Origin of the sequence: Halobellus ruber (assembly GCF_014212355.1) — an archaeon.
Taxonomy (GTDB): Archaea; Halobacteriota; Halobacteria; order Halobacteriales; family Haloferacaceae; genus Haloquadratum; species Haloquadratum rubrum.
In genome coordinates this window covers 22,304-42,754 of record NZ_JACKXD010000009.1, presented here as the reverse complement: position 1 = coordinate 42,754, position 20,451 = coordinate 22,304, and the positions used below count along the sequence as shown (strand labels likewise).

Here is a 20,451-nt window from a genome sequence, read left to right as displayed (position 1 = left end):
GGGAAATAGAACGACGAACGTCTTCGTTTGCAACGAGTTTCAGTCATATCGACCCACCGACAGCAGAATCGTGGCTCCAAGCTCTCGCTGTCCGGCACAATTCACGCCAAATTTAACGCGACCCTTGAAGCCTCTGGGTTGTATCGAATTACTCCACTCGGTGTTGCTGCAATACATTCCCGACACAACTGAGACAACGTATCACCGGACATCTAGCGCGACATCAGAACTACGTGGTACCCATCGGGTATTCCAATTTGTATGAGGGGATTTCGATGGGCCGCGACCAGATCGGGACGGTGTTCCGTGATCGGAGTTCTCGGTATTTCACGTCGTATTCCAGTGACTACAAACTCAGTCCCCCATATGCAGTTCCGCCTCGACGGTCAATAGCGTGACGGCTGGCAATGACTGGAATCGCGCGCGTGTTCCAGCTGAAAAAGATAGTGTCTCGCTTCTATCTATCTCAGCGCAACTCTTCGAATGCTGATTCAGGGTCCCTGAACTCATAGTCAATAGCATCGTAGAGAGTAGAGGAATCAAGCGTACTATCGGTGGGCCGTGGCGCCTCTTGACCGAATTCTTCGGTTGTGATCGGTTTAACTAGATCCGTATCGTACCCGCACACTTCTGCAAGTACAACAGTAAATTCATACCGTGACATAGACTCGGGTCCTGTTGAGTGGTATAGTCCAGTCTGGCTTTCCTCTCCGAGACGAAGACATACTTTCGCCAAATCAGGGGCGTATGTGGGGGAGGATATCTGATCATTGACGATAGTCAATTCGTTACTGTCTTCTAACTCGCCAAGGGCCCACGTTACGAAGTTCTGGCTCGCTGTGCCATAAATAACACTCGGCCGGAGGATAGTCACTTCATCTGCGATACGTGCTGCTCGTTCGCCCGCATATTTCGTCTCAGCATAGTAGTTGACCGGTTGGATCCGATCCGACTCGGTATACGGTATTTCCTCTGGGTCGCCAGGAAAGACGTAGTCCGTAGAGAGGTAAATGAGGTGAGCGCCGGCTTCGTTTGCCGCAGTAGCGACGTTCCGAGTTCCAGCAGCGTTTACACTCCAAGCCCGATTCCGCTTCGTTTCGCAGTCGTCAACTGCGTGGAAAGCTGCTGTATCTACGATAACGTCCGGGTCAAAGTCTGTGATGACGGACTGAGTTCGGCCTGCATCCGTTTTGTCCAGATCGATATCTGTGGTTTCCGTCTGAGTATCGAGGTGCGTCGAACGAACGGTGTCCCCACGAGATTCTGCTTGCTCGACAATGTTTGAACCGACAAGACCTGACCCTCCGATTACAAAGATTCGCATAGATTGTCCTCTATGTAAGCCGTGCTAAATCTTACTCTATTTGATTCAGGATCGCTTCCGTGAGATAGTCCCCGAACGGGAGTGAGGATGTGAGCCCCCGTGAGACCGCATTCAGCACGTGGGTAGATTGGGACCCGTGCTCAAAGAGTGGGTCTTTGATGAGTGTGCCGTCCTCTCGAACAACTTGAGCACGAATACCAGCGTAGCTTTTTCCGAAGTCCTCGGTTTCAATTTCTGGGACAAGAGACTACGATGCCTCAATGAACGCTTCTTTTCGATACGACTTGTTCAACTCGTTGAGCGCGACGCCAATCATCTTCGGCGACGCCAGAAGCTTCCAGAAACCTTCGTACTTGAGTGTCGATGCTAATTCTGAAATATCGAATTGGGTGTTTTCGTACGCCTCCCGTCCGAACGCGAGCACGGCATTCGGACCGATAATCACCTTGTCGTCGGTTCATCGCGTGAAGTGAACCCCTAAGAACGGGATTTCGGGATCTGGCGTGGGGTAAATCATCGTATTCACCGGATCACGCTTTTGAGGGACGAGTTCGTAGTATTCGCCGCGGAACGGCACGATTTGATACTCTTCTCCAACGCCCATCTGATGGGCAAGTTCGTCAGCGTATAGTCCAGCAGCATTCACGAGATGGGACGCGCTGATTGTTCCGTTTGAGGTGAGAAGGTGGTATGTATCGTCAGCTGTTTTGATTTTCTTCACCTCATAGCCGGTATAAAAGTCAACGCCACGGTCCTCTGCGTCGCCCGCAAGTGAATAGACGTACTTTTGTGAGTCAACAGAGGCGGCTTCAGGGCAGTAGAGGGCAGCTTCGCCGGCAGCGTGTGGTTCGTGCTCTTGGATTTCCTCTCTGGTCTCTAAGATTTCCGTCTCAACCCTGTTTTCTTCCGCCTGTTCTCGGATTTCAGTTAGTCGTTCTCGTTCCTCTTGATCCGTTGCGACGACAAGAACACCTATAGTAGCGTTTGCAACTGATTGCACATCCGATCGCACGACGGCGTGCGATCGAGTGAGCGAAGACTTGCAAACGCCGCTATAGTTTTCGAGAGGGATATCGTTCTCCTCACAGTACTCTTTCATTCGGCGGGCTCCTTCGGTTGCGAATTTCGCCTTCAGCGAACCGGGAGGGTAATTGAACCCAGGATGGAGCACACCGGAGTTACGTCCGCTCTGATGTTCGGCAAGGTGATGTTCTTTCTCGACGATACAGATATTCAAGTCAGCTTGACCTGCTAAGTGATATGCGACGGAGCACCCAACACACCCCCTCCGACGATGGCCACATCGTATTCAGACATATGTTGGCATACTATGGTAACATCTTGAGTGTTCTGCTCTATCTAATAACGGTATGGCTGGCATCACAAACAGTAAGTGGGATTAAAACTTCGGCCATAGTGAACGCGTATGATACACGATGTGGAAATAGAAGAACTCCAGATTAATGCGGACGAGCGCGGATGTCTCACGGAAATCTGGCGCTCAGACTGGGAGTTCTTCCAGGGAGAGGACGAACCAACAATGTCCTACTTTTCCGAGACGTACCCGGGAATCATCCGTGCGTGGCATCGCCACCACCGCGGTCAGATTGACCACTTTGTCGTCCCCCGTGGAAAGGCAAAGATCGGCATCTACGATGACCGCGAGGACTCACCTACACAAGGCGAAGTTGATACTTACATTGTTGGGGAAGGAAATATGAACGTGATCCGTGTTCCAGGGGACTGCTGGCACGGGTTCAAAACAGTCGGTGACGAACGGGTTCTGTTACTTAATTTCCCGACGAACCTCTATGACTACGAGAATCCTGACGAGGAGCGCCTTCCCTACGATACGGACAAAATCCCGCTTGACTGGGAAGAGCCCCCGCACGAGTAATCTATGAAAGGAGTTATACTTGCAGGCGGCACGGGATCCCGTCTGCGTCCGATTACCCATACTGGCCCCAAGCAACTCGTCCCAATCGCTAATAAGCCAGTTCTTGAGTATGCCGTCGATGACCTAGTTGAAGCGGAAATCGATGAGATCGGTATCATTCTCGGCAACAAAGGTCGAGATGAGATTCAAGAGTACTTCGGTGACGGTAGCGACTGGGGTGTCGAAATCACCTATATCGTCCAAGGAGAACCGCTTGGACTAGCACACGCGGTCGGTTGTGCGAAAGACTTCGTTGGGGACGACTCGTTCGTTGTCTATCTCGGTGATGACTTGATGCGGGAAGGAATCACGGAACTCGTCGAGGATTTCGATTCCGAAAAATACGCTGCTGGGATCGGGCTGCAAGAGGTAGACGAGCCGTCCCGATACGGTATCGTGGACGTGAACGACGGTGGTGACGTAATCCAGCTCGTCGAAAAGCCTGACGACCCGCCGAACAACCTCGCTCTCATCGGCATCTATGTTTTCACCCCCGCGATCTTTGACCAGATCGAATCCCTGGAGAAATCCTGGCGAGGCGAATACGAGATCACAGAAGCAATCCAGGGGCTGCTTGATGACGGAAAAAGAATTCAGAGTCATATGGTTTATGGTTGGTGGAAGGACACAGGAAAGCCCGAAGACATCCTTCATACCAACAGACTCGTACTGGACGGTATCAAGACCAGCATCAAGGGCACAGTTGAGAATGAGGAGTCTGTGACTGGCCGGATTGAACTCGGAGATGGAAGCGTTATTGAACAGGGAGCCGTCGTTCGAGGGCCGGTGTCAATCGGCGAAGATACTACGATTAGATCGGATACGTATCTCGGCCCGTATACGAGTATTGGAGATAAGTGCGTGATTGATGGAGGACACATCGAATCGAGTGTTGTTGTCGGGGAGTCCGAGATCAGCGCTGAGCGAACTATTGTGGACAGTCTTATCGGCCGTAAGGCGACGATCACCGCCAATCATAAGAAGAAACCCGACGGCGAACGATTAATTATCGGGCAAAATTCATCGCTGGAGCTCTAATTATGGTACGAATCATTACTTTACCGTGTCCGAACTGTGGCACAGTCGTCGCTGGAAACGTCCTAGAAGACCACCGCAAAATGAAGTGTCCGGGATTAAAGTGCGACGAAGTACTCCGATTCTCAGATCTCCGCGAGAGCGAACAGCAACATATGCTTGAACACCCCGAGCAGTACGTGATGGAGGATTAATCAATGACAACACTCGTTACAGGTGGCCTGGGGTACCTCGGATCCCGACTGATTCGTGAGCTTCCGGACCACCCATCGTTCTCGCAAGAAACGATCCGAATTCTCGATAACTTTCGTCAGCCCCGGTTCCATTCGCTATGGGATCTCCCGACGTACGCCGACTACGAATTCGTTGAGGGAGACATCCGCGACACTGAGGTACGCGCAGAAGCGCTTAAGGGGGTGAATACGGTTTTCCACCTGGCAGCGATTACGAACGCTCCCGAGACGTTCGATATCCCTGAGAAAACGTGGGAGGTTAATCACGAAGCAGCTGTTGAACTCTTTAAGGATGCACGTGATGCGGGTGTTGATGAGTTCGTTAATGCCGTGACTTGTTCCGTGTATGGCCGCACTGAAGAAGAGATTACTGAGAACTTTGATTGCGATCCCGAGTCCCCTTACGGTGAGGCTAAACTGGCCGCCGAGCAAGAGATGTTTGATATCTACAATGGAGAGGTGGGACTGACCGGACTTCGCTTGGGGACGGTCTACGGCTGGACGACCGGAATGCGGTTTGACACGGTTGTGGATAAGTTCGCTCTTCTCGCTGCAACGGGTCAGCCGCTGACCGTATACGAGGGAGCAGAGAACCAGAAGCGGCCGTACCTACATGTGCAGGACTCTGTCCGCTCAATGATTTTCGCCGCGAACGAGCTGGGCGACGGGGATGCGTACAACGTGGTTGGGCAGAACGGGCGACTGCAGGATGTCGTTGATGCTATCGTGAAGTATTTCCCCGATGTAGATATCGGGTACACCGAGGCCGAGCAGTTGAACCAGTTGTCGTACATCGTGAGCGACGAGAAAATTCGTAGCGAGGGCTTCAAAACGTGTTACACGCTGGAGCAGGGCGTTGAAGAGTTGGCCGATAAGTTCCGGACATTCGTGTAAATAGACTGTCTTTTTTTCGCAGGACTGACGATGGCAACTGAGGGCGGGCACGAATAAAAAAAGCTGGAAAGTCGCAAGCACCACACCCCGTCCAGTTCGTCAGGTGCGCAACGACCGATAGGTACGTGCCGTATGAGAGCGGAGTGTGAGGCTCATACTGTCGGCTACAGTTCCGTGACGGATCTCGAACCCCGGGGTGTCGAACATCTTCACGTAGTTATAGCCAACAGTATCAGCCACCGGCTGTCGCCGGCGACCGACGCGAACCAGATATACACGATGCGGGACGGCAGGATCGTCGAGCGTGGGATCCACGCGAACTGGTGCAACGGAACGGGACCTACGCCGAACTGTACGGGCTCCAGACGACGAACTCCGCCGCGAGCGACTGACCGCACACGGCGGGTAGCGGGGGGTGCTGCGAGGCGCACCGCGGAGGAGTCCGCCGGCCGACCCCCCGACGTCTACCGGGGATCGGGTTCGAGTCGCGGCCCGGGTCCTCGAGTGCGCCGGCGACAGTACTCCCTCGGCGATCCCGGGACGCACCCGGATCGGCGACCCTCAGACGCCGTCTATCTCACGGGCAACAGCCCGAGCCGTACTATTATGTGTCCGTTGTCCGACCTACGCCGTATGGCGGAAGAGACCATCCACGACTCCGAGCGGAGGCGCAGTCGACGCGGGATCGCATCGTACCTCCGGCGGCTGGCGACGGCGCTGGGCCGCGGGGAGCGGGTCCCCGTCGACGAGGAGCAGACCGTCACGGTCGATCCCCCCGCCGACACCGACTTCGAGGTGGATGTCGAACGCGAAGACGACACGGTCAGCGTCGAGATCGAGATGGAGTGGGAGGAAGAAGCGGGCGACGTCGAGACCGGGACCGCAGCCAGTAAGGCCACCTTCGAGGTGTACGAGGACGCCGCCGGGCAGTGGCGGTGGCGGCTCGAACACCGCAACGGCAACATCATCGCCGACAGCAGCGAGGGGTACGCCTCCAAGCAGAAGGCCAAACAGGGACTGGAGAGTGTCCGCTCGAACGCTCCGGGCGCCTACGTCGAGGACCACTCGAAGGACGACCCCGCGCCCGACGCGCCCGACGGCGGCAGCGACGCGACCTTCGAGCTCTTCGAGGACAAGGGCGGCAAGTGGCGGTGGCGGCTCCGCCACGACAACGGGAACATCATCGGCGACGGCGGGCAGGGGTACGCCTCCAAGCAGAAGGCCAAACAGGGACTCAACAGCGTTCGACAGAACGTCCCCGGCGCGCCGGTCGAGGACGTCGAGAACTGACGAGCGGCTTCTCACCGATTCCCGACACGTCGAACCGGGCGGCTCGGTCGGGGCCACAACCCAGCTATGCACGTTCGTGACGCGACGCCGACGGACGCCGAGGCAGTGCGGACGGTCCACTACGCGTCGATCGTCGGACTCGGGGGCGAAGTGTACGACCATCGACAGGTGGAGGCGTGGGCCAGCGGCTGCGGCAGTGCCGATTACGGGGCCGGAATCGAGGCTGACGCGCTCGACTACGTCGTCGCCGACCGCGACGGCGTCGTCGTCGGGTTCGGGTCGCTGAACGCGGACCCGCCAGACGACTACGAGACCGATATCGGCGCGGAGATCACCGCCGTCTACGTGCTCCCAGCAGTCGCCCGGGAGGGCATTGGCACGAGGATCCACGCGGAGTTACAGCGTCGGGCCCGGGCAGACGGCGTCGGGACGCTCGGGCTGTCGGCCTCGCTGCCCGCCGTGCCGTTCTACGAGGCCTGCGGATACGAGCGCGTCGCCGAACGCGACCACGAGTTCTCCAGTGACGACGGGACCGGCGTGACCGGACGCGTCGTCGAGATGCGAAAGGAACTGTGAGCCGCGGCCGACGACGTTCGACGCCGCAGTCGGTTGCGGGTCGTCTCCGGAGCTTAAATCATCCGGCCGGGGTCCGGCGCCGACACTACAGATCAGCCCACGCCCCGTAGAACCGCTGGAGCGCGGTCAGGTGGCCCACAACCGCGAAGAGGACCAGTAACCACCCGACGACGCCGAGCCCCGCGGCCCGGGCCGGAATCGCGGGGACCGCGAGCGTGACGGCGGCGACGATCCCGCCGACCCCGATGATCGCCAGCCGGTCGGCGCGGCCCACCAGCCCGCCGTACTCCCGGCCCAGCCCCACTGCCTGGATCTGCGTGCCGAGATAGGAGGTCATCAGCACGCCCGTGACCGCCGCCAGCCCCAGGGCGTAGGCGTCGACGCCCGCCGCGAGCCCAACCAGCATCGCGATGTCGGCGTAGCGGTCGAGAACGTGATCGAGCAGGTCGCCGCCGTCGCCGTCGACGCCCTGCGCCCTGGCGAGCGCGCCGTCGACGAGGTCGAGCCACCCGTTTGCGAGGACGAACGCTGCGCCGAGAACGTACCAGGCGGGTGAGGAAAGCGCGAAGGCGACCCCCGACGCGACCGCGAACCCGAACGCAACCCAGCTTACGCCGTCCGGCGTCAACCCCAGCCGGTCGGCCGCGGAGACGAACGGTCCCAAAACCCCGTCGGCCAGGTCGCGGTACTTGTCTAAGGTCACAGGTACTCGATGAAGTCGACCACGCCGACGCGGGGGTCGATCCGCCCCTCGATCGCGGCCGCGACGTCGTCCGCGACCGCCTCGGGCGTCCGGTCTGTGGTGTCGACCTCCCACACCGACGCTTCGCCGTGGCGGTCGACCGCCGTCGCGAGGATCCCATCGAGCGCTTCGCTCTCGGCGTTCTCCGCCACCGACGCCTCGGACTCGCCGCGGGCGCGGAGCCGGGGCTTCAGCGTCTCGGGGTGGCATCTGAGGACGACCACCCGGTCGACGTCGAGCAGGTGTGCGAGGTGCGATTCCACCAGGAGGTCGCGGTCCCGCTCGTCCGTGCCGAGGTCACCCGACTCGCCGGCCCGGTAGTCGTCGAGCCACGCCTCGACGGCGTCGAGGTCCGCGATCAGGGAGTCGCGGTCGACGTCGCGCTCCGAGACCAGCGCCGCCTCCCGGATGGCGTCGTTGAGGTGAACCACCTCGATCTCAAGCCGGTCGGCGACGAGCTCCGAGACCGTCGTCTTCCCGGTTCCGGGGGTGCCCGTGAGCGCGACGGTACTCACGGCCCCGAGGCCTCCGGCCGGACCTCCGCGACGACCTCGTTGAGGGTCTCGACGGCCGCCCGCGTCTCCTCGCGGGTGCCGCAGGAGACGCGGACGCACTCCGGCAGCCCGAAGCTCGCGGTATCGCGGACGATCACCCCCCGGCGCTGACACGCCTCCGCGACCGCCGCCCCGTCGCCGACCTCACACAGCACGAAGTTCCCCCCCGACGGCCAGGTCGGGACGTCTAAGTGCTCGCGGTAGTACGCCCGCGCCCACCGGGCGGTGTCGACCGAGAGTTCGAGGTGCTCGTCGTCGTCGAGCGCCGCGAGGGCGGCCCGGCAGGCCACCTCGTTGGCGGCGAAGGGGGTGTTGATCCTGGCGTAGGCGTCGCCCCACGCGGCGGGGACCGCGGCGTAGCCGATCCGGAGCCCCGCGAGTCCGTAGGACTTCGAGAACGTCCGCAACACCGCGAGGTTGTCGTAGTCGTCGAGGAGTTCGATCGCCGAGGGGTCCTCCGCGTACTCGCCGTAGGCCTCGTCGACGGCGACGAGGGTGTGGTCGTCGACGCGGTCGGCGAGCGTACGGAGTTCCGCCGGGGGGACCGTCGACCCGGTGGGGTTGTGGGGGGTGGTGACGTGGACGATCCGTTCGCCGTCGTACGATGCGAGGACGTCCTCGGCGGTCTGGACGAAGTCCTCGGACTTCTCGAGGGGGTATGTCGTCACCTCGCCGTGGTGGTACCGGGTCGACATCGGGTAGTAGGCGAACCCGGGGTCGGGGAGCAGGGCGGCGTCGCCCGGCTCCAGGAACGCCCGCGAGAGGTAGTCGATCGCGCCGTCGGCGCCGGCACTGAGCCACACCTGCTCGGCGTCGAGGCCCCACTTCTCGGCGATCCGGTGGGTGAGGTCGGTGTGGGAGGCCTTCGGGTAGACGTTCACCGTCGGCGCGGCGGCCTCGATGGCCTCGACGGCGGCGGGGCTGGGCCCGTGGGGGTTCTCGTTGGAGGAGAGCTTGATCAGCTCCTCGGGGTCGATCCCGAGGTCGCGGGCCACCTCCTCGGCCCCCCGGCCCGGCACGTACGCCTCGTGTTCGGAGAGGTCCCTCGGCTGCATACGCGTATGCAGTCGCCCGCGGGTCTTGAAGGGTGCGTCTCGGAGTGGCGTGTCGCTACGCTCCCCGGGTGTTGACCTCGACGCCGCTTCCGATCCCGCCGGGCGGTGGCTTCTCGGCCGGCTGTCGCCCGTCCGAACGCCCGGAGTCCTCACCGCAACGACCGCAACGTCGACAGCAACGTCGGCGAGGACTCCTCGAACCGCCGGAGCTGGGCCGCCCCGGTGAACGCGTACCGGCCGACGAGCAGGCTCGCCGTCATACTCGTCAGCCCGCCGGCGGCGAAGATCATCCCCATGATCACGAACTGGTACTGGGCGGCGTAGATGGGGTTCGCGCCGCCGAGGATCATCCCCGCCATCATCCCGGGGATGTAGACCAGCCCGAGGGTCCGCATCGCGTCCACGACCGGGATGAGCGACGCCCGCACCGACTCGGTGACGTACTCCGATACCGCGGCCCCCGGAGGAACGCCGATCGCGAGCAGCGCCTCGATCTCCCCGCGGTTGGACTCGATCTCGCCTTTGAACCGGTCGAGCGCGAGCGAGTTGGTCTTCATCGCGTTGGCGATGATCATCCCCCCGACCGGCACCAGGTTCCGGACCGTCGACTCGATTGCGCCCGCGGCGAGCATCGTCAGGATCACCACCGCCGATCCGAGCCCGATCGCGGTCAGCGAGACCCTGAACGCTTTCGGCACCCCGTCGCCGCGCTTCCGGGACTCCCAGGCGGCGTAGCCGATCATCGCCGCCAGCACCACCCCCGAGAACGGCAGCGGGATCGAAAAGAGCACGCCGATGAGCGCCCCCATCGCGAGCACCTGGACGAACCCGCGGGCGAACGATCCGCCGAGTTCACGCTCCAGATCGAGGTTCCGGACGTACGAGAGCCCGAGTACGACCGCGGCGAGCGCGGTCGCGGCGGCGACCTGCGCGAGGCCCTTCAGCAGGACCGGATCGCGGAGCTGCGGCGGGAGCTCCGCGGGGATCACGGCAGCACCTCCCCCGGCGTCCCCGCCGAGTGGATCCGTCCGCCGACGACCCGGACGACCCGATCGGCGATCCGGTCGACCTGCGCCTGATCGTGGGTGACGAGGACGGCGGTCCGGGCCGACGCGGCGAGCAGGTCCGCCAACAGCGCCTCGATGTCGGCCTGGGCGTCGGGGTCGAGGCTGGCGGTCGGCTCGTCGAGCAACAGCACCTCGGGGTCGACGAAAAGCGTTCGCGCGATGGCGACGCGCTGGGCTTCGCCGCCGGAGAGGTCGGTAACCTCCCGGTCGGCGTAGCCCTCGAGGTCGACGCGTGCCAGAAGCGCCTCGACGCGCCCCGGCTCGATAGACTCCCCGCGGAGGCGGGGGCCGATCGTGACGTTCTCGCGGACCGTGCCGTCGCGGAGCGCCGGGTCCTGCGGCACCATCCCGACGCGGGTCCGGAGCGCCGTCGGATCGAGCGTCCGGTAGTCGGTGCCGTCGAGGTAGACCGTCCCCGCGGTGGGTTCGTCGAGCCGACACAGGAGGCGGAGGAGTGTCGACTTCCCCGCGCCCGACGGCCCGATGACGGTGAGCGTCTCGCCGGCCTCCACGGCGAGGTCGACGTCGCGGAGGATGGCGGTGTCGTCGACGACGAACGAGAGGTCTTCGGCCGCCAGCTTCGGTGCGGAAACGCCCATACGGACTGTAACCGCCTGTACGCGGGAGCGGCGCCTGAGTGTTTCGGTGGGGCGACCCCGACTCCCGACCGGCTACACCGACTCGGCCATCGACTCCGCGACGCGGAGCGCGAGCGCGGCGATGGTGAGCGTGGGGTTCATCGCGCCGCCGGTGGGGAACACCGAGGAGCCGACGATCCGGAGGTTCGGGAGGTCGTGGGCGCGGCAATCGGCGTCGACGACGCTCGTCGCCGGATCCGTCCCCATCCGCGTGGTGCCCATCTGGTGGTACGCCGGCCCGGTGGCCTCGGGGCCGACGGTCCACTCGACGTCGACGCCGAGTTCCTCGAGGATCGCGTGCTGGATCTCGTTGGCCCGGCGGAGCGCCCCACGGGTCCGCTCCGAGAGCGACCACTCGATGTGGGGAACCGGGTTGCCGTGGTCGTCGCGGACATCGGGATCGAGCGTCACCCGGTTGTCGGCGTCGGGGAGCTGCTCGACCAGCCCACCCATCGCGACGTGGGTGCCGTACGACGCCTGCAGTTGTTCCAGGAGTTCCTCGCCCCACGTCTCCGCGCCCAGCGCCTGCATCACGGGCGAGGGGCCGGCGTAGTTGAGAAACTCCAGTTTCATCCCCTCGACGGGGTCGGTATCGTCGTAGAACTGGTGGGTCTCGCTCGTGTTGAACCCGACGTGGTTCTGGCGGGTCGGCTCGTCCAACTGCCCGCCTGCGCCCGCGAAGAGATGATCCATGAAGAATCGGCCGACCGCACCCGAGGAGTTCGCCAGCCCGTCGGGGTACAACTCGGACGCCGAAAGCAGAAGCAGTCGGGCGTTCTCCACCCCGCCCGCGGCGAGGACGAACCGGTCGGCCGGCTGGCGGCGTTCCGTCCCGTCGGGGGTCGCATACACCGCGGCTTCGACGGTTTCGCCCGCGTCGTCGTGGACGAGCCGCTGGACGGCGGCGTGATCGACGATCCTGGCGCCCGCCTCGGTCGCCTTCGCCACGTGGGATTCGGCGGTGTACTTCGCGCCGGAGGGACAGATCGGCTTGCAGGTTCCGTAGCCCTGACACGACGCGCGGCCGTCGTATGGCTCGGAGTTGCGCGCGTTCGGCACCGAGTGCATATCGATCCCGAGCCGCTCACACGCCGGCGCGAACAGCGAATCGGAGTGGGAGGGCGGAAACGCCGGGAGGGGGAACGGCTCCTCCCGCGGCGGCGCGTAGGGGTTGTCCGCGGCGCCCGCGACGCCAAGCGCGCGCTCGGCGGCGGCGTAGTACGGCCGGAGATCCTCGTAATCGATCGGCCAGTCGACCCCGACGCCGTGTCTGGATTCCAGCTCGAAGTCCCGTTCGTGGAGCCGCATCACCATCCCCTGCCAGTGGAGCGTCGACCCGCCGACGCCCTTCACGCGGGCGGCGTTCAGCGGATACCCCCGGCCGGAATCGGTGTAGGCGTCCCGGGCGCCGCCCATCTCCCAGGGGTCGCCCATCCCCGGCCGGATGAACTCCTCCTGCTGCTCGCGGCGCTCGTCGAAGTCGAACCGCGGGCCCGCCTCGAGGACGACTACGTCCGCGCCCGCCCCCGCGAGTCGGTGGGCCGCGAGCGCGCCCGCCGGGCCGGAGCCGACGACACAGACGTCCGCCCGCGGCGAGGGGGTGCGGTCGGCGCCGTCGCCCACGCCGCCGTCGTCGGCGCCGGCGCTCATCGGTTCCCTCCCGGACTGAGTTCCCTCATCCGTCTCCCCCCGCGCCGTCGTCGGCCGGCGACATCGTCGCTCGCTGGTAGCTCTCGATCCCGCCGGGGTAGCCGATCGGGTTCTCGATCCCGACCAGCCGGCCGCCCGTCGGGGAGGTGTAGAAGGCGAAAAGCGGGTCGTTCACCAGGAAAAAGCGGATCCGGTCGGTCACCGGCCCCTCGGGGTCGGGGTCGGCGGTCTCGACCCCCAGATCCCGGAGGAGCAGATCGCGGGTGTCGGCGTCGAGGTCGGCGTAGGGCGCGTCGTACCAGTCGCGGGCGACGGCGTCGAGTTGGGCGGCGGCCTCGCGGAGCCCCGCACGGTAGTCGGGGCGATCCGCGACCCGACCAACCACGTAGCTGTCGACGAACGCGCGGCGGTTCTCGACGCCGTCGGGGTAGACGACCTCCGCGACCGCGTCCAGCAGGGCCAGCAGGTCCGTCGACAGCGACACCCCTTCGTCGGCGTCGGTGGCCTCGTCTCCGTTCCCCGCCGCGTCGTCGGCCCGTGGCGGGTCGAACCGGCCGGCGAGCACGCCCCCGCCGACCGCCGCGCCGACCGCGGAGAGCGCCGCCAGCGCGTCGCGCCGTGTCAGTTCCACGCCGACGAATTAGGGGAACCTAAACTTATGCGTTACCTTTCGACGTCCCGCCGGGGCCGTGTGTCCCTGTCGGCCGCCAACGGTTCTATGCGGCGTTCGGTGCGGGTCGTAGACGAAGTTTCAAGACGCCCGCCGGAGTACGTTCGGGTGGAGGCTGTTCCGAGTATGGATATTACTGATATCGCCACTCCTGATTTCGTCGCCGTCGACGCCGGCAAACGCCTGGGCAAGATCCAAGCCATCTTCGAGCGCGAGAACCCCCGGGGAATCGTCGTGACCGACGACGGCGACTACGCCGGCGTGATCGGGGAGAAACAGCTGGTCCGCTCCCGGATGGGGGACGACACCAAGGCCTCCGTCGTGATGAAGTCCGCCCCGCGGATCGACCGCCACGAGGACGTCCGGGAAGCCGCCCGGATGCTCGTCGAGGGCGACGTGAAGATCTCGCCCGTCTTCGAGGGTGAACAGCTCTACGGCGTCGTCAGCACCGACGACATCCTCCACGCCGTCGTCGACAGCCTCGACGCCATCACGGTCGAGGACATCCTGACCACCGACGTCGTCAACGTCGGCGAGAAGGCCCGCGTGGGGCAGGTGATCAACAAGCTCCGCGAGCACGGCGTCTCCCGGCTCCCCGTCGTCGACGAGGACACCGGGTCGCTGGTCGGCATCGTGACCACCCACGACCTCGTCGACTTCGTGGTCCGGGACGACAGCCGGCAGGGTCGCGGCGACCGGCGCGGGGACCTCGACCGAATGTTGGATCTGCCCGTCTACGACCTGATGTCGGACCCGGTCGTCACTTCAGTTCCGACCGAGACTGTCGACGTCGCCGTCGAGCGGATGTTCGAGAACGACATCTCCGGACTCGTGGTGACGCCCGAGGAGTCCGACCAGCGGGTCCACGGGATCGTCACCAAGACCGACGTGCTCCGGGCGCTGACGTTCACCGAGGACGAGCGGATGGACGTCCAGATCACGAACGTCCGACTCCTCGAGACGCTCACCCGCCAGGAGGTCGTGGAGTCGATCACCACCGTGGTCGACAAGTACCAGGAGATGCAGGTGCTGCACGCCCACGTCCGCTTCCACGAGCACAAGGAGAAGCTCCGCGGGACGCCGCTGATGCAGTGTCAGATCCGGCTCCGGACCAACCGCGGCCAGATCGGCGGCAGCGGCGAGGGGTACGGCGCCGAACACGCCTTCCACGTCGCGCTCGACAAGCTCGAACGCAACGTCCTCGAAGTCAAGGGCGTCAACGCCGACGAGAAACAGCGCGGGCAGCTCCTCCGGAAGCTCGGCGAGCTGTAGCCGGCCGACGCGAGGTCACTCCATCCCACGTTCGACGCTTTCCAGCCCGTCGCCGGTGATCTCGAACGTCGCGGTGTCGCCGGCGGGCTTCGAGCGGTGCTTCTCCAGCGTGGCTCGACGGTTGCCGCCGCGGAACCGATCCACGCGGAGTATCGCGCCCGTCCAGTGGTTGAGGGTGTGACCCCCGAGCGCCGTCGCGCGGTCGGTGTCGGGATCGGTGAACACCTGGTTCGTGATCACCACCGCGAGGTCGTGTTTCCGCGCCAGGGAGAGCAGATGCGTCACCTGGCTGGCGACCCGCCGGAGGGAGTCGCCGGCGTCGTCGTCGTCGGTGCGCTCGAGCCGGTAGAACCCCGTCGCGCTGTCGAGGACGATCAGCTCCGCGCGCTCGGCGAACTCCGCGGCGTCGCGGACCGCCTCCTCCTGGGCCGCGAAGTCGTGGGCCTCGGAGACGATCAGCCGCGAGGTGACGTCCTCGATCGACCGGCCGTCGCCGGCGGCGGCCGCCGCGAGCTGTCGGAACCGGTCGGGCGACAGCCCCTCGGTGTCGATGTAGACGGCGGTCCCGCCGTCGGCTGCGACGTTGACCGCCGTCGAGAGCGCGACGTTGGTCTTCCCGGCGGCCGGCGGGCCGTACACCTGGGTCACGGTGCCGCGCTCGAACCCCCCGCCGAGCAGGTCGTCGAGCGACCCACACCCCGTGGTGAGTGCGTCGGACACGGAAGTGTCTGCGTCGGCTCCGGCGAAAAACCCCCCGATCCGCGGGCGGCTCGGTCCGTCCGGGTGTCCGGAGGTTTATCCCCCATTATGGGACCAAACCCGCCGTGACGTAGGAGTCGCCCCGCGTCGGGCCGCGGTTGCCCGGCACGTCGACGCGGGAACCGCGGCGTGCCGGCTGTTCGCTCCACTGCCGAGCCCCGCCGTTGCGACGGGCGACACTTTTTGTCCCGAGGCCGCAACTGATCTACAGTGATCGTCGTCGCGACCGAGGATTTCGAGGTGTACCACGACGTGGTCGCGGAACTCCGGGACCGCGGCGTGGCGTTCACCACCCGGGAGCCGGGCGCGGAGCTGCCGGAGGGCACCCGGGTCGTGATCCGCGCCACAGGCGAGGAGGAGCCGCTTCCGGCCGGCGTTGACGCCGTCGTCGCGGCCGCCGACGACGCCCGCGCCGCGGTCGAGGAGGCGGTCTCGATCCTCCGGCGGGATGAGGGCCGGACCATCGTCGGCGTCGACCCCGGTCCCCACCCCGGAATCGCGGTGCTCGCGGGCGGGACCGTGATCGCGGCGTTCCAGGTGCCGCTCGCCGATGCCGCCGCCGTCGTCCGGCGGGAGACCGACGATGCGCCCGACCCCTTGGTCCGGATCGGCGACGGCGCGCGGCTCCAGAGCGCCCAACTGGTCAACGACCTCGACGACCGGACGGTCGAACTCGTCGACGAGACCGGAACGACCCCGTATCTCGGGACCGGCGCCCGCGGGATGGGCGACGTGCTCGCGGCGGTCAACATCGCGAGGCGCTCCGGGGAGGTGACCGACTCCCGGGAGGTCGAGCCGACAGCCGGGGAACTCCAGCGGATCAAGGACCGGTCGCGGCAGGCCTCCGAGGACGGCCGAACCATCGACGAGGGGCTAGCTCGCCGCGTCGCCGCGGGCGAACTCACCGTGGGGGAGGCGCTCGCGGCCCACCGCGAGCGCGGCGGCGCGGGGGACGCCGCCGACGAATAGGCGCCGGCGCGGGTCGGGACTACTCCTGTCCTCGGACTGCCGCCTCCGCGCGCCGGAGTACCTCGCGGACTGGCAGCCCCGTCGCCTCCGCGACAGCGGCGGCGTCGTCGTACTCCGCGCTGTGGTCGTAGGTCATCCCGTCCTGATCCGACGCGACCTTCACCGATACCTCGTAGGTCTCGCCGTCGACGTCGAGTTCGGCGGTCCGGAACTCGCGGTCCGCAACCCACCGGTGTCCCGCGCCGTGCTCCCGGATCCCGAGCGTGCCGGTCTCGGCCGCGAGTCGTCGTGCAACCCGTTCGGCGTCTGCCGGCCTGACGACCGCCTTCACCAGATGGCCCGGCCGCGACTTCTTCATCGTCGCCGGCAGGATCGTGACGTCGCGGGCGCCGGCGTCGGTTAGCGACCGCTGGAGGTCGCCCAGCACCTCGGGCGCGGCGTCGTCGAGGTTGGTCTCAAGCACCGTGATCGACTCCCGGTCGAGGCCGCGGCCGCCGTCGCCGACCAGCACCCGCAGGGCGTTCGGTCGGTCGGGGAACTCGTAGCCGCCCGCGCCGTAGCCGACGGCGTCGACGTCGAGGACGGGCAGCGACTCGACCCCCTCGGCGAACTGCGCGAGGATCGCCGCGCCGGTGGGCGAGAGCAGTTCGGCGTCGACCGGGCCGCCACGCAGCGACCAGCCGGCGTCGGTGGCGATCTCGACCACCGCGGGCGCGGGGATCGGGTACTCGCCGTGGGCCATCGACGTCGTCCCGCCGCCGGTCGACAGCGGCGTCGTGACGACTCGGTCGACGTCGAGATCGTCGAGCAGTAACGCGACGCCGACGACGTCGGCGATGGCGTCGTCGGCGCCGACCTCGTGGAACGCCGTCGATTCGAGGTCGGTGTCGTGAACCGACGACTCGGCCTCGCCCAGCCGCCGGAAGGTCGCGATCGCGTCGGACTCGACGCCCGGCGGGAGATCCATTCCCTCCACGATCTCGACGACCTCGGCGTAGGTCCGGTGGGGGCCGTGGCCCTCCGCGGGGGTCGCGTCGTCGTCGTGGTCATACCGATGGTCGTGCTGGTGGCCGTGGTCGTGAGAGTCGCCGTGGCCGTGACCGTGACTCTCCCCCGGGGCGTCGTGGCCGCCCCCATCCGCTCCGTCGGCGTCGCCGTTGTCGACGTCCTCCGCAAGCACCACCCGGACGCGCGTCGCCGCGATCCCGTTTTTGTCGACCCGGTCGATCGCGTAACGGACGCCCAGCGCGTCCTCGACTGGCGCGAGCGCGTCGGAGTCGGCGCCGGCCGCGAGCAGGGCCGCGAGCAGCATATCGCCGCTGGCTCCCATCCGGCCGTCGAACGCAAGTGTGCGCATATCCCAGCCTCGGTCGCCGGCGGCAAAGACCCACCTGTCGGTTCCGCGGGCGGTAAGGATTTGTATGCCCGTACAAAAGGACAAACAAGATGTTACGGACCGGTGTCCGCAGTGACTGTACCGAACGGGGCGTCGACCCGGACCGTGACCGGCCAGCGGGACGTGCCCCCGCGATCCAACTATGAACGAAGTTCAACTCGAAGTCGCGAAAGCCTACCCCAACGACTCGGGCCGCGGGATCGCCCGTCTCGACCCGGACACGCTGCTGCATCTCAAACTCTCGCCGGGCGACATCATCGAGATCGAGGGTGCCGAGACCACCGCGGCGAAGGTGTGGCGTGCAGACCGGCAGGACTGGAACACGGACACCGTCCGGATCGACGGGTTCACCCGGCAGAACGCCGATATCAGCATCGGCGAGCGCGTGACCATCCGGAAGGCCGAGGAGACCAAAGCCGAGAAGCTCGTGCTCGCGCCGCCGGAGGAGGCGAGCGTGCAGTTCGGCTCCGACGCTGCGGGGATGGTCAAACGCCAGATCCTCAAGCGCCCGGTTGTCGAACGCGACATCGTCCCCGTGATGTCGTCGACGAACCACCCGTTTATGCGGTCGCCGGGCCAGGCGATCCCGCTGATCGCGGTCGAGACCGAGCCCGACGGCGTCTGTCTAGTGACCGAGGACACCGAGGTCGAACTCCGCGAGGAGCCCATCTCCGGCTTCGAGAAGACCGGCGGCGGGATCACCTACGAGGACATCGGCGGGCTGAAAAACGAGATCCAGCGCGTCCGGGAGATGGTGGAGCTCCCGATGAAGCATCCGCAGATCTTCAAGAAGCTCGGGATCGAGCCGCCGAAGGGGGTGTTGCTTCACGGCCCGCCCGGGACCGGCAAGACGCTGCTGGCGAAGGCGGTCGCAAACGAGACCTCCGCGAGCTTCTTCTCGATCGCGGGCCCGGAGATCATCTCGAAGTACTACGGCGAGTCCGAACAGCAGTTGCGGGAGATCTTCGAGGACGCCACCGAGGAGTCGCCGTCGATCATCTTCATCGACGAACTCGACTCCATTGCGCCCAAACGCGAGGACGTGACCGGCGAGGTCGAACGCCGGGTCGTCGCCCAGCTGCTCACGATGATGGACGGGCTGGAGACCCGCGGGCAGGTCGTCGTGATCGCGGCCACGAACCGCGTCGACAGCGTCGACCCCGCGCTCCGCCGCCCCGGTCGGTTCGACCGCGAGATCGAGATCGGCGTCCCCGACGAGGTCGGCCGGAAGGAGATCCTCCAGATCCACACCCGCGGGATGCCGCTGTCCGATGACGTGTCGCTGGGCCACCTCGCCGACGAGACCCACGGGTTCGTCGGCGCCGACATCGAGTCGCTGACGAAGGAGGCCGCGATGAAAGCCCTGCGGCGGTACCTCCCGAAGATCGACCTCGACGAGGAGGACATCCCGCCCAGCCTCATCGACCGGATGATCGTCAAACGCGAGGACTTCGAGGGAGCCCTCGCCGACGTCGAGCCCTCCGCGATGCGGGAGGTGTTAGTCGAGCTTCCGAAGGTGTCGTGGGACGACGTCGGCGGCCTCGACGACCCGAAACAGACGGTCAAGGAGAGCGTCGAGTGGCCGCTGACCTCGCGAGCCAGGTTCGACCGGATGGGGATCGATCCGCCGAAGGGCGTTCTCCTCTACGGCCCGCCGGGGACGGGGAAGACCTTGATCGCGAAGGCGGTCGCAAACGAGACCAACGCCAACTTCATCTCCGTCAGGGGCCCGCAACTGCTCTCGAAGTGGGTCGGCGAGTCGGAGAAGGCGATCCGGCAGACCTTCCGGAAGGCCCGGCAGGTCAGCCCGACGATCATCTTCTTCGACGAACTCGACAGCCTCGCGCCCAGCCGGGGCGGCGAGACCGGCAACAACGTCTCCGAGCGCGTCGTCAACCAGCTTCTGACCGAACTCGACGGGCTGGAGGAGAGCGGCAACGTGATGGTGATCGGCGCGACCAACCGCCCGGATATGATCGACCCCGCCCTCATCCGGTCGGGTCGGTTCGACCGCCTCGTGCTCATCGGCCAGCCCGACGAGGAGGGCCGCGAGCAGATCCTGAAGATCCACACCCGCGACTCGCCGCTGGCGCCCGACGTGAGCCTCCGTGAGATCGCGGAGATCACCGACGGGTACGTCGGCTCCGACCTCGAGACGATCGCCCGCGAGGCCGCGATCGAGGCGCTCCGGGACGACCCCGACGCGACGGAGGTCGAGATGCAGCACTTCCGCCGCGCGATGGAGTCGGTCCGGCCGACGATCACCGACGACCTGATGAACTACTACGAGGAGATGAAAGACCAGTTCAAGGGCGGCGGCACCGAGCAGCTCGGCGGCCGACGCGACGGCCGGATCGGATTCCAGTAATCGACCCGCGGCGCCGACTTTCT

At 65.2% G+C, this 20,451-nt stretch carries 19 protein-coding genes and 1 pseudogene; 9 read left to right on the top strand and 11 right to left on the bottom strand.

What is annotated here, in order from left to right:
• Window positions 1–116: pseudogene (locus H5V44_RS17070) on the top strand (IS6 family transposase); the annotation flags it as partial.
• Between the two features lie 350 nt (window positions 117–466).
• On the opposite strand, the gene rfbD reads toward H5V44_RS17070, so the two are convergent.
• Window positions 467–1,324: a dTDP-4-dehydrorhamnose reductase gene (gene rfbD, locus H5V44_RS17065; protein ID WP_185194342.1), complete on the bottom strand. Its 858-nt coding sequence runs from the start codon at window positions 1,322–1,324 to the stop codon at window positions 467–469.
• A gap of 457 nt (window positions 1,325–1,781) precedes the next feature.
• Window positions 1,782–2,561: an NAD(P)/FAD-dependent oxidoreductase gene (locus H5V44_RS17720; RefSeq protein WP_246404088.1), complete on the bottom strand. Its 780-nt coding sequence runs from the start codon at window positions 2,559–2,561 to the stop codon at window positions 1,782–1,784.
• A gap of 189 nt (window positions 2,562–2,750) precedes the next feature.
• Here H5V44_RS17720 and H5V44_RS17055 point away from each other — a divergent pair, with 189 nt between their 5' ends.
• The 5 genes from H5V44_RS17055 (at window position 2,751) to H5V44_RS17035 (ending at window position 7,288) form a co-directional block, all read left to right on the top strand.
• A complete protein-coding gene (locus H5V44_RS17055; RefSeq protein WP_185194341.1) occupies window positions 2,751–3,221 on the top strand; it encodes a dTDP-4-dehydrorhamnose 3,5-epimerase family protein in 471 nt (156 codons plus the stop codon).
• 3 nt (window positions 3,222–3,224) lie between these two features.
• The gene (locus H5V44_RS17050) at window positions 3,225–4,298 is read left to right on the top strand and encodes a glucose-1-phosphate thymidylyltransferase (RefSeq protein WP_185194340.1); all 1,074 of its coding nucleotides are present in this window, start codon (window positions 3,225–3,227) and stop codon (window positions 4,296–4,298) included.
• A gap of 194 nt (window positions 4,299–4,492) precedes the next feature.
• Window positions 4,493–5,422, top strand: coding sequence for an NAD-dependent epimerase/dehydratase family protein (locus H5V44_RS17045; protein ID WP_185194339.1), 930 nt, complete (start codon window positions 4,493–4,495; stop codon window positions 5,420–5,422).
• Window positions 5,423–6,055: 633 nt separating this feature from the next.
• Window positions 6,056–6,712: an HVO_2922 family protein gene (locus H5V44_RS17040; RefSeq protein ID WP_185194338.1), complete on the top strand. Its 657-nt coding sequence runs from the start codon at window positions 6,056–6,058 to the stop codon at window positions 6,710–6,712.
• A gap of 66 nt (window positions 6,713–6,778) precedes the next feature.
• Window positions 6,779–7,288: a GNAT family N-acetyltransferase gene (locus tag H5V44_RS17035; RefSeq protein ID WP_185194337.1), complete on the top strand. Its 510-nt coding sequence runs from the start codon at window positions 6,779–6,781 to the stop codon at window positions 7,286–7,288.
• A gap of 85 nt (window positions 7,289–7,373) precedes the next feature.
• Here H5V44_RS17035 and H5V44_RS17030 read toward each other — a convergent pair whose 3' ends face one another.
• From H5V44_RS17030 to H5V44_RS17000, 7 genes are all read right to left on the bottom strand, one after another.
• Window positions 7,374–7,991 carry a CDP-alcohol phosphatidyltransferase family protein gene (locus H5V44_RS17030; protein WP_185194336.1) on the bottom strand — a complete coding sequence of 206 codons (618 nt, stop codon included), beginning with the start codon at window positions 7,989–7,991 and terminating at the stop codon, window positions 7,374–7,376.
• Window positions 7,988–8,545, bottom strand: a complete 558-nt coding sequence (locus H5V44_RS17025; RefSeq protein WP_185194335.1) for an AAA family ATPase — start codon at window positions 8,543–8,545, stop codon at window positions 7,988–7,990. The genes H5V44_RS17030 and H5V44_RS17025 overlap by 4 nt, the downstream gene beginning before the upstream one ends.
• Window positions 8,542–9,639: a histidinol-phosphate transaminase gene (hisC, locus tag H5V44_RS17020; protein WP_185194334.1), complete on the bottom strand. Its 1,098-nt coding sequence runs from the start codon at window positions 9,637–9,639 to the stop codon at window positions 8,542–8,544. Before hisC ends, H5V44_RS17025 begins: the two co-directional genes overlap by 4 nt.
• A gap of 149 nt (window positions 9,640–9,788) precedes the next feature.
• Window positions 9,789–10,628 (bottom strand): ABC transporter permease, encoded by an 840-nt coding sequence (locus H5V44_RS17015; RefSeq protein WP_221625811.1) that lies wholly within the window; start codon window positions 10,626–10,628, stop codon window positions 9,789–9,791.
• Complete coding sequence (locus H5V44_RS17010; protein WP_185194333.1) at window positions 10,625–11,305, bottom strand: ABC transporter ATP-binding protein; 681 nt, start codon at window positions 11,303–11,305, stop codon at window positions 10,625–10,627. Before H5V44_RS17010 ends, H5V44_RS17015 begins: the two co-directional genes overlap by 4 nt.
• A gap of 72 nt (window positions 11,306–11,377) precedes the next feature.
• Window positions 11,378–12,994 (bottom strand): GMC family oxidoreductase, encoded by a 1,617-nt coding sequence (locus H5V44_RS17005; RefSeq protein WP_185194332.1) that lies wholly within the window; start codon window positions 12,992–12,994, stop codon window positions 11,378–11,380.
• Window positions 12,995–13,019: 25 nt separating this feature from the next.
• Window positions 13,020–13,625, bottom strand: coding sequence for a gluconate 2-dehydrogenase subunit 3 family protein (locus H5V44_RS17000; protein ID WP_185194331.1), 606 nt, complete (start codon window positions 13,623–13,625; stop codon window positions 13,020–13,022).
• 165 nt (window positions 13,626–13,790) lie between these two features.
• Between H5V44_RS17000 and H5V44_RS16995 the strand changes: the two genes are divergently transcribed.
• Window positions 13,791–14,936 (top strand): CBS domain-containing protein, encoded by a 1,146-nt coding sequence (locus tag H5V44_RS16995; RefSeq protein WP_185194330.1) that lies wholly within the window; start codon window positions 13,791–13,793, stop codon window positions 14,934–14,936.
• 15 nt (window positions 14,937–14,951) lie between these two features.
• Here H5V44_RS16995 and radB read toward each other — a convergent pair whose 3' ends face one another.
• On the bottom strand, window positions 14,952–15,656 hold the full coding sequence (gene radB, locus H5V44_RS16990) for a DNA repair and recombination protein RadB (protein WP_185194329.1): 705 nt from the start codon (window positions 15,654–15,656) through the stop codon (window positions 14,952–14,954).
• A gap of 249 nt (window positions 15,657–15,905) precedes the next feature.
• Here radB and H5V44_RS16985 point away from each other — a divergent pair, with 249 nt between their 5' ends.
• Window positions 15,906–16,664: a hypothetical protein gene (locus tag H5V44_RS16985; RefSeq protein WP_185194328.1), complete on the top strand. Its 759-nt coding sequence runs from the start codon at window positions 15,906–15,908 to the stop codon at window positions 16,662–16,664.
• Window positions 16,665–16,683: 19 nt separating this feature from the next.
• Here the strand turns inward: H5V44_RS16985 and larC are convergent, their stop codons facing one another.
• Window positions 16,684–18,021, bottom strand: coding sequence for a nickel pincer cofactor biosynthesis protein LarC (gene larC / locus H5V44_RS16980; RefSeq protein ID WP_185194327.1), 1,338 nt, complete (start codon window positions 18,019–18,021; stop codon window positions 16,684–16,686).
• Window positions 18,022–18,202: 181 nt separating this feature from the next.
• Here larC and H5V44_RS16975 point away from each other — a divergent pair, with 181 nt between their 5' ends.
• Window positions 18,203–20,428 (top strand): CDC48 family AAA ATPase, encoded by a 2,226-nt coding sequence (locus tag H5V44_RS16975; RefSeq protein WP_185194326.1) that lies wholly within the window; start codon window positions 18,203–18,205, stop codon window positions 20,426–20,428.
• Window positions 20,429–20,451 lie beyond the last annotated feature (23 nt).

Bases quoted from the DNA above. Each gene is read 5' to 3' on its own strand.
- hisC (WP_185194334.1), bottom strand. From the start codon at position 9,639: ATGCAGCCGAGGGACCTCTCCGAACACGAGGCGTACGTGCCGGGCCGG.
- H5V44_RS17005 (WP_185194332.1), bottom strand. From the start codon at position 12,994: ATGAGCGCCGGCGCCGACGACGGCGGCGTGGGCGACGGCGCCGACCGC.
- H5V44_RS17035 (WP_185194337.1), top strand. From the start codon at position 6,779: ATGCACGTTCGTGACGCGACGCCGACGGACGCCGAGGCAGTGCGGACG.
- H5V44_RS17045 (WP_185194339.1), top strand. From the start codon at position 4,493: ATGACAACACTCGTTACAGGTGGCCTGGGGTACCTCGGATCCCGACTG.
- rfbD (WP_185194342.1), bottom strand. From the start codon at position 1,324: ATGCGAATCTTTGTAATCGGAGGGTCAGGTCTTGTCGGTTCAAACATT.
- H5V44_RS17055 (WP_185194341.1), top strand. From the start codon at position 2,751: ATGATACACGATGTGGAAATAGAAGAACTCCAGATTAATGCGGACGAG.
- H5V44_RS17010 (WP_185194333.1), bottom strand. From the start codon at position 11,305: ATGGGCGTTTCCGCACCGAAGCTGGCGGCCGAAGACCTCTCGTTCGTC.
- H5V44_RS16975 (WP_185194326.1), top strand. From the start codon at position 18,203: ATGAACGAAGTTCAACTCGAAGTCGCGAAAGCCTACCCCAACGACTCG.
- larC (WP_185194327.1), bottom strand. From the start codon at position 18,021: ATGCGCACACTTGCGTTCGACGGCCGGATGGGAGCCAGCGGCGATATG.
- H5V44_RS16995 (WP_185194330.1), top strand. From the start codon at position 13,791: ATGGATATTACTGATATCGCCACTCCTGATTTCGTCGCCGTCGACGCC.
- H5V44_RS17050 (WP_185194340.1), top strand. From the start codon at position 3,225: ATGAAAGGAGTTATACTTGCAGGCGGCACGGGATCCCGTCTGCGTCCG.
- H5V44_RS17040 (WP_185194338.1), top strand. From the start codon at position 6,056: ATGGCGGAAGAGACCATCCACGACTCCGAGCGGAGGCGCAGTCGACGC.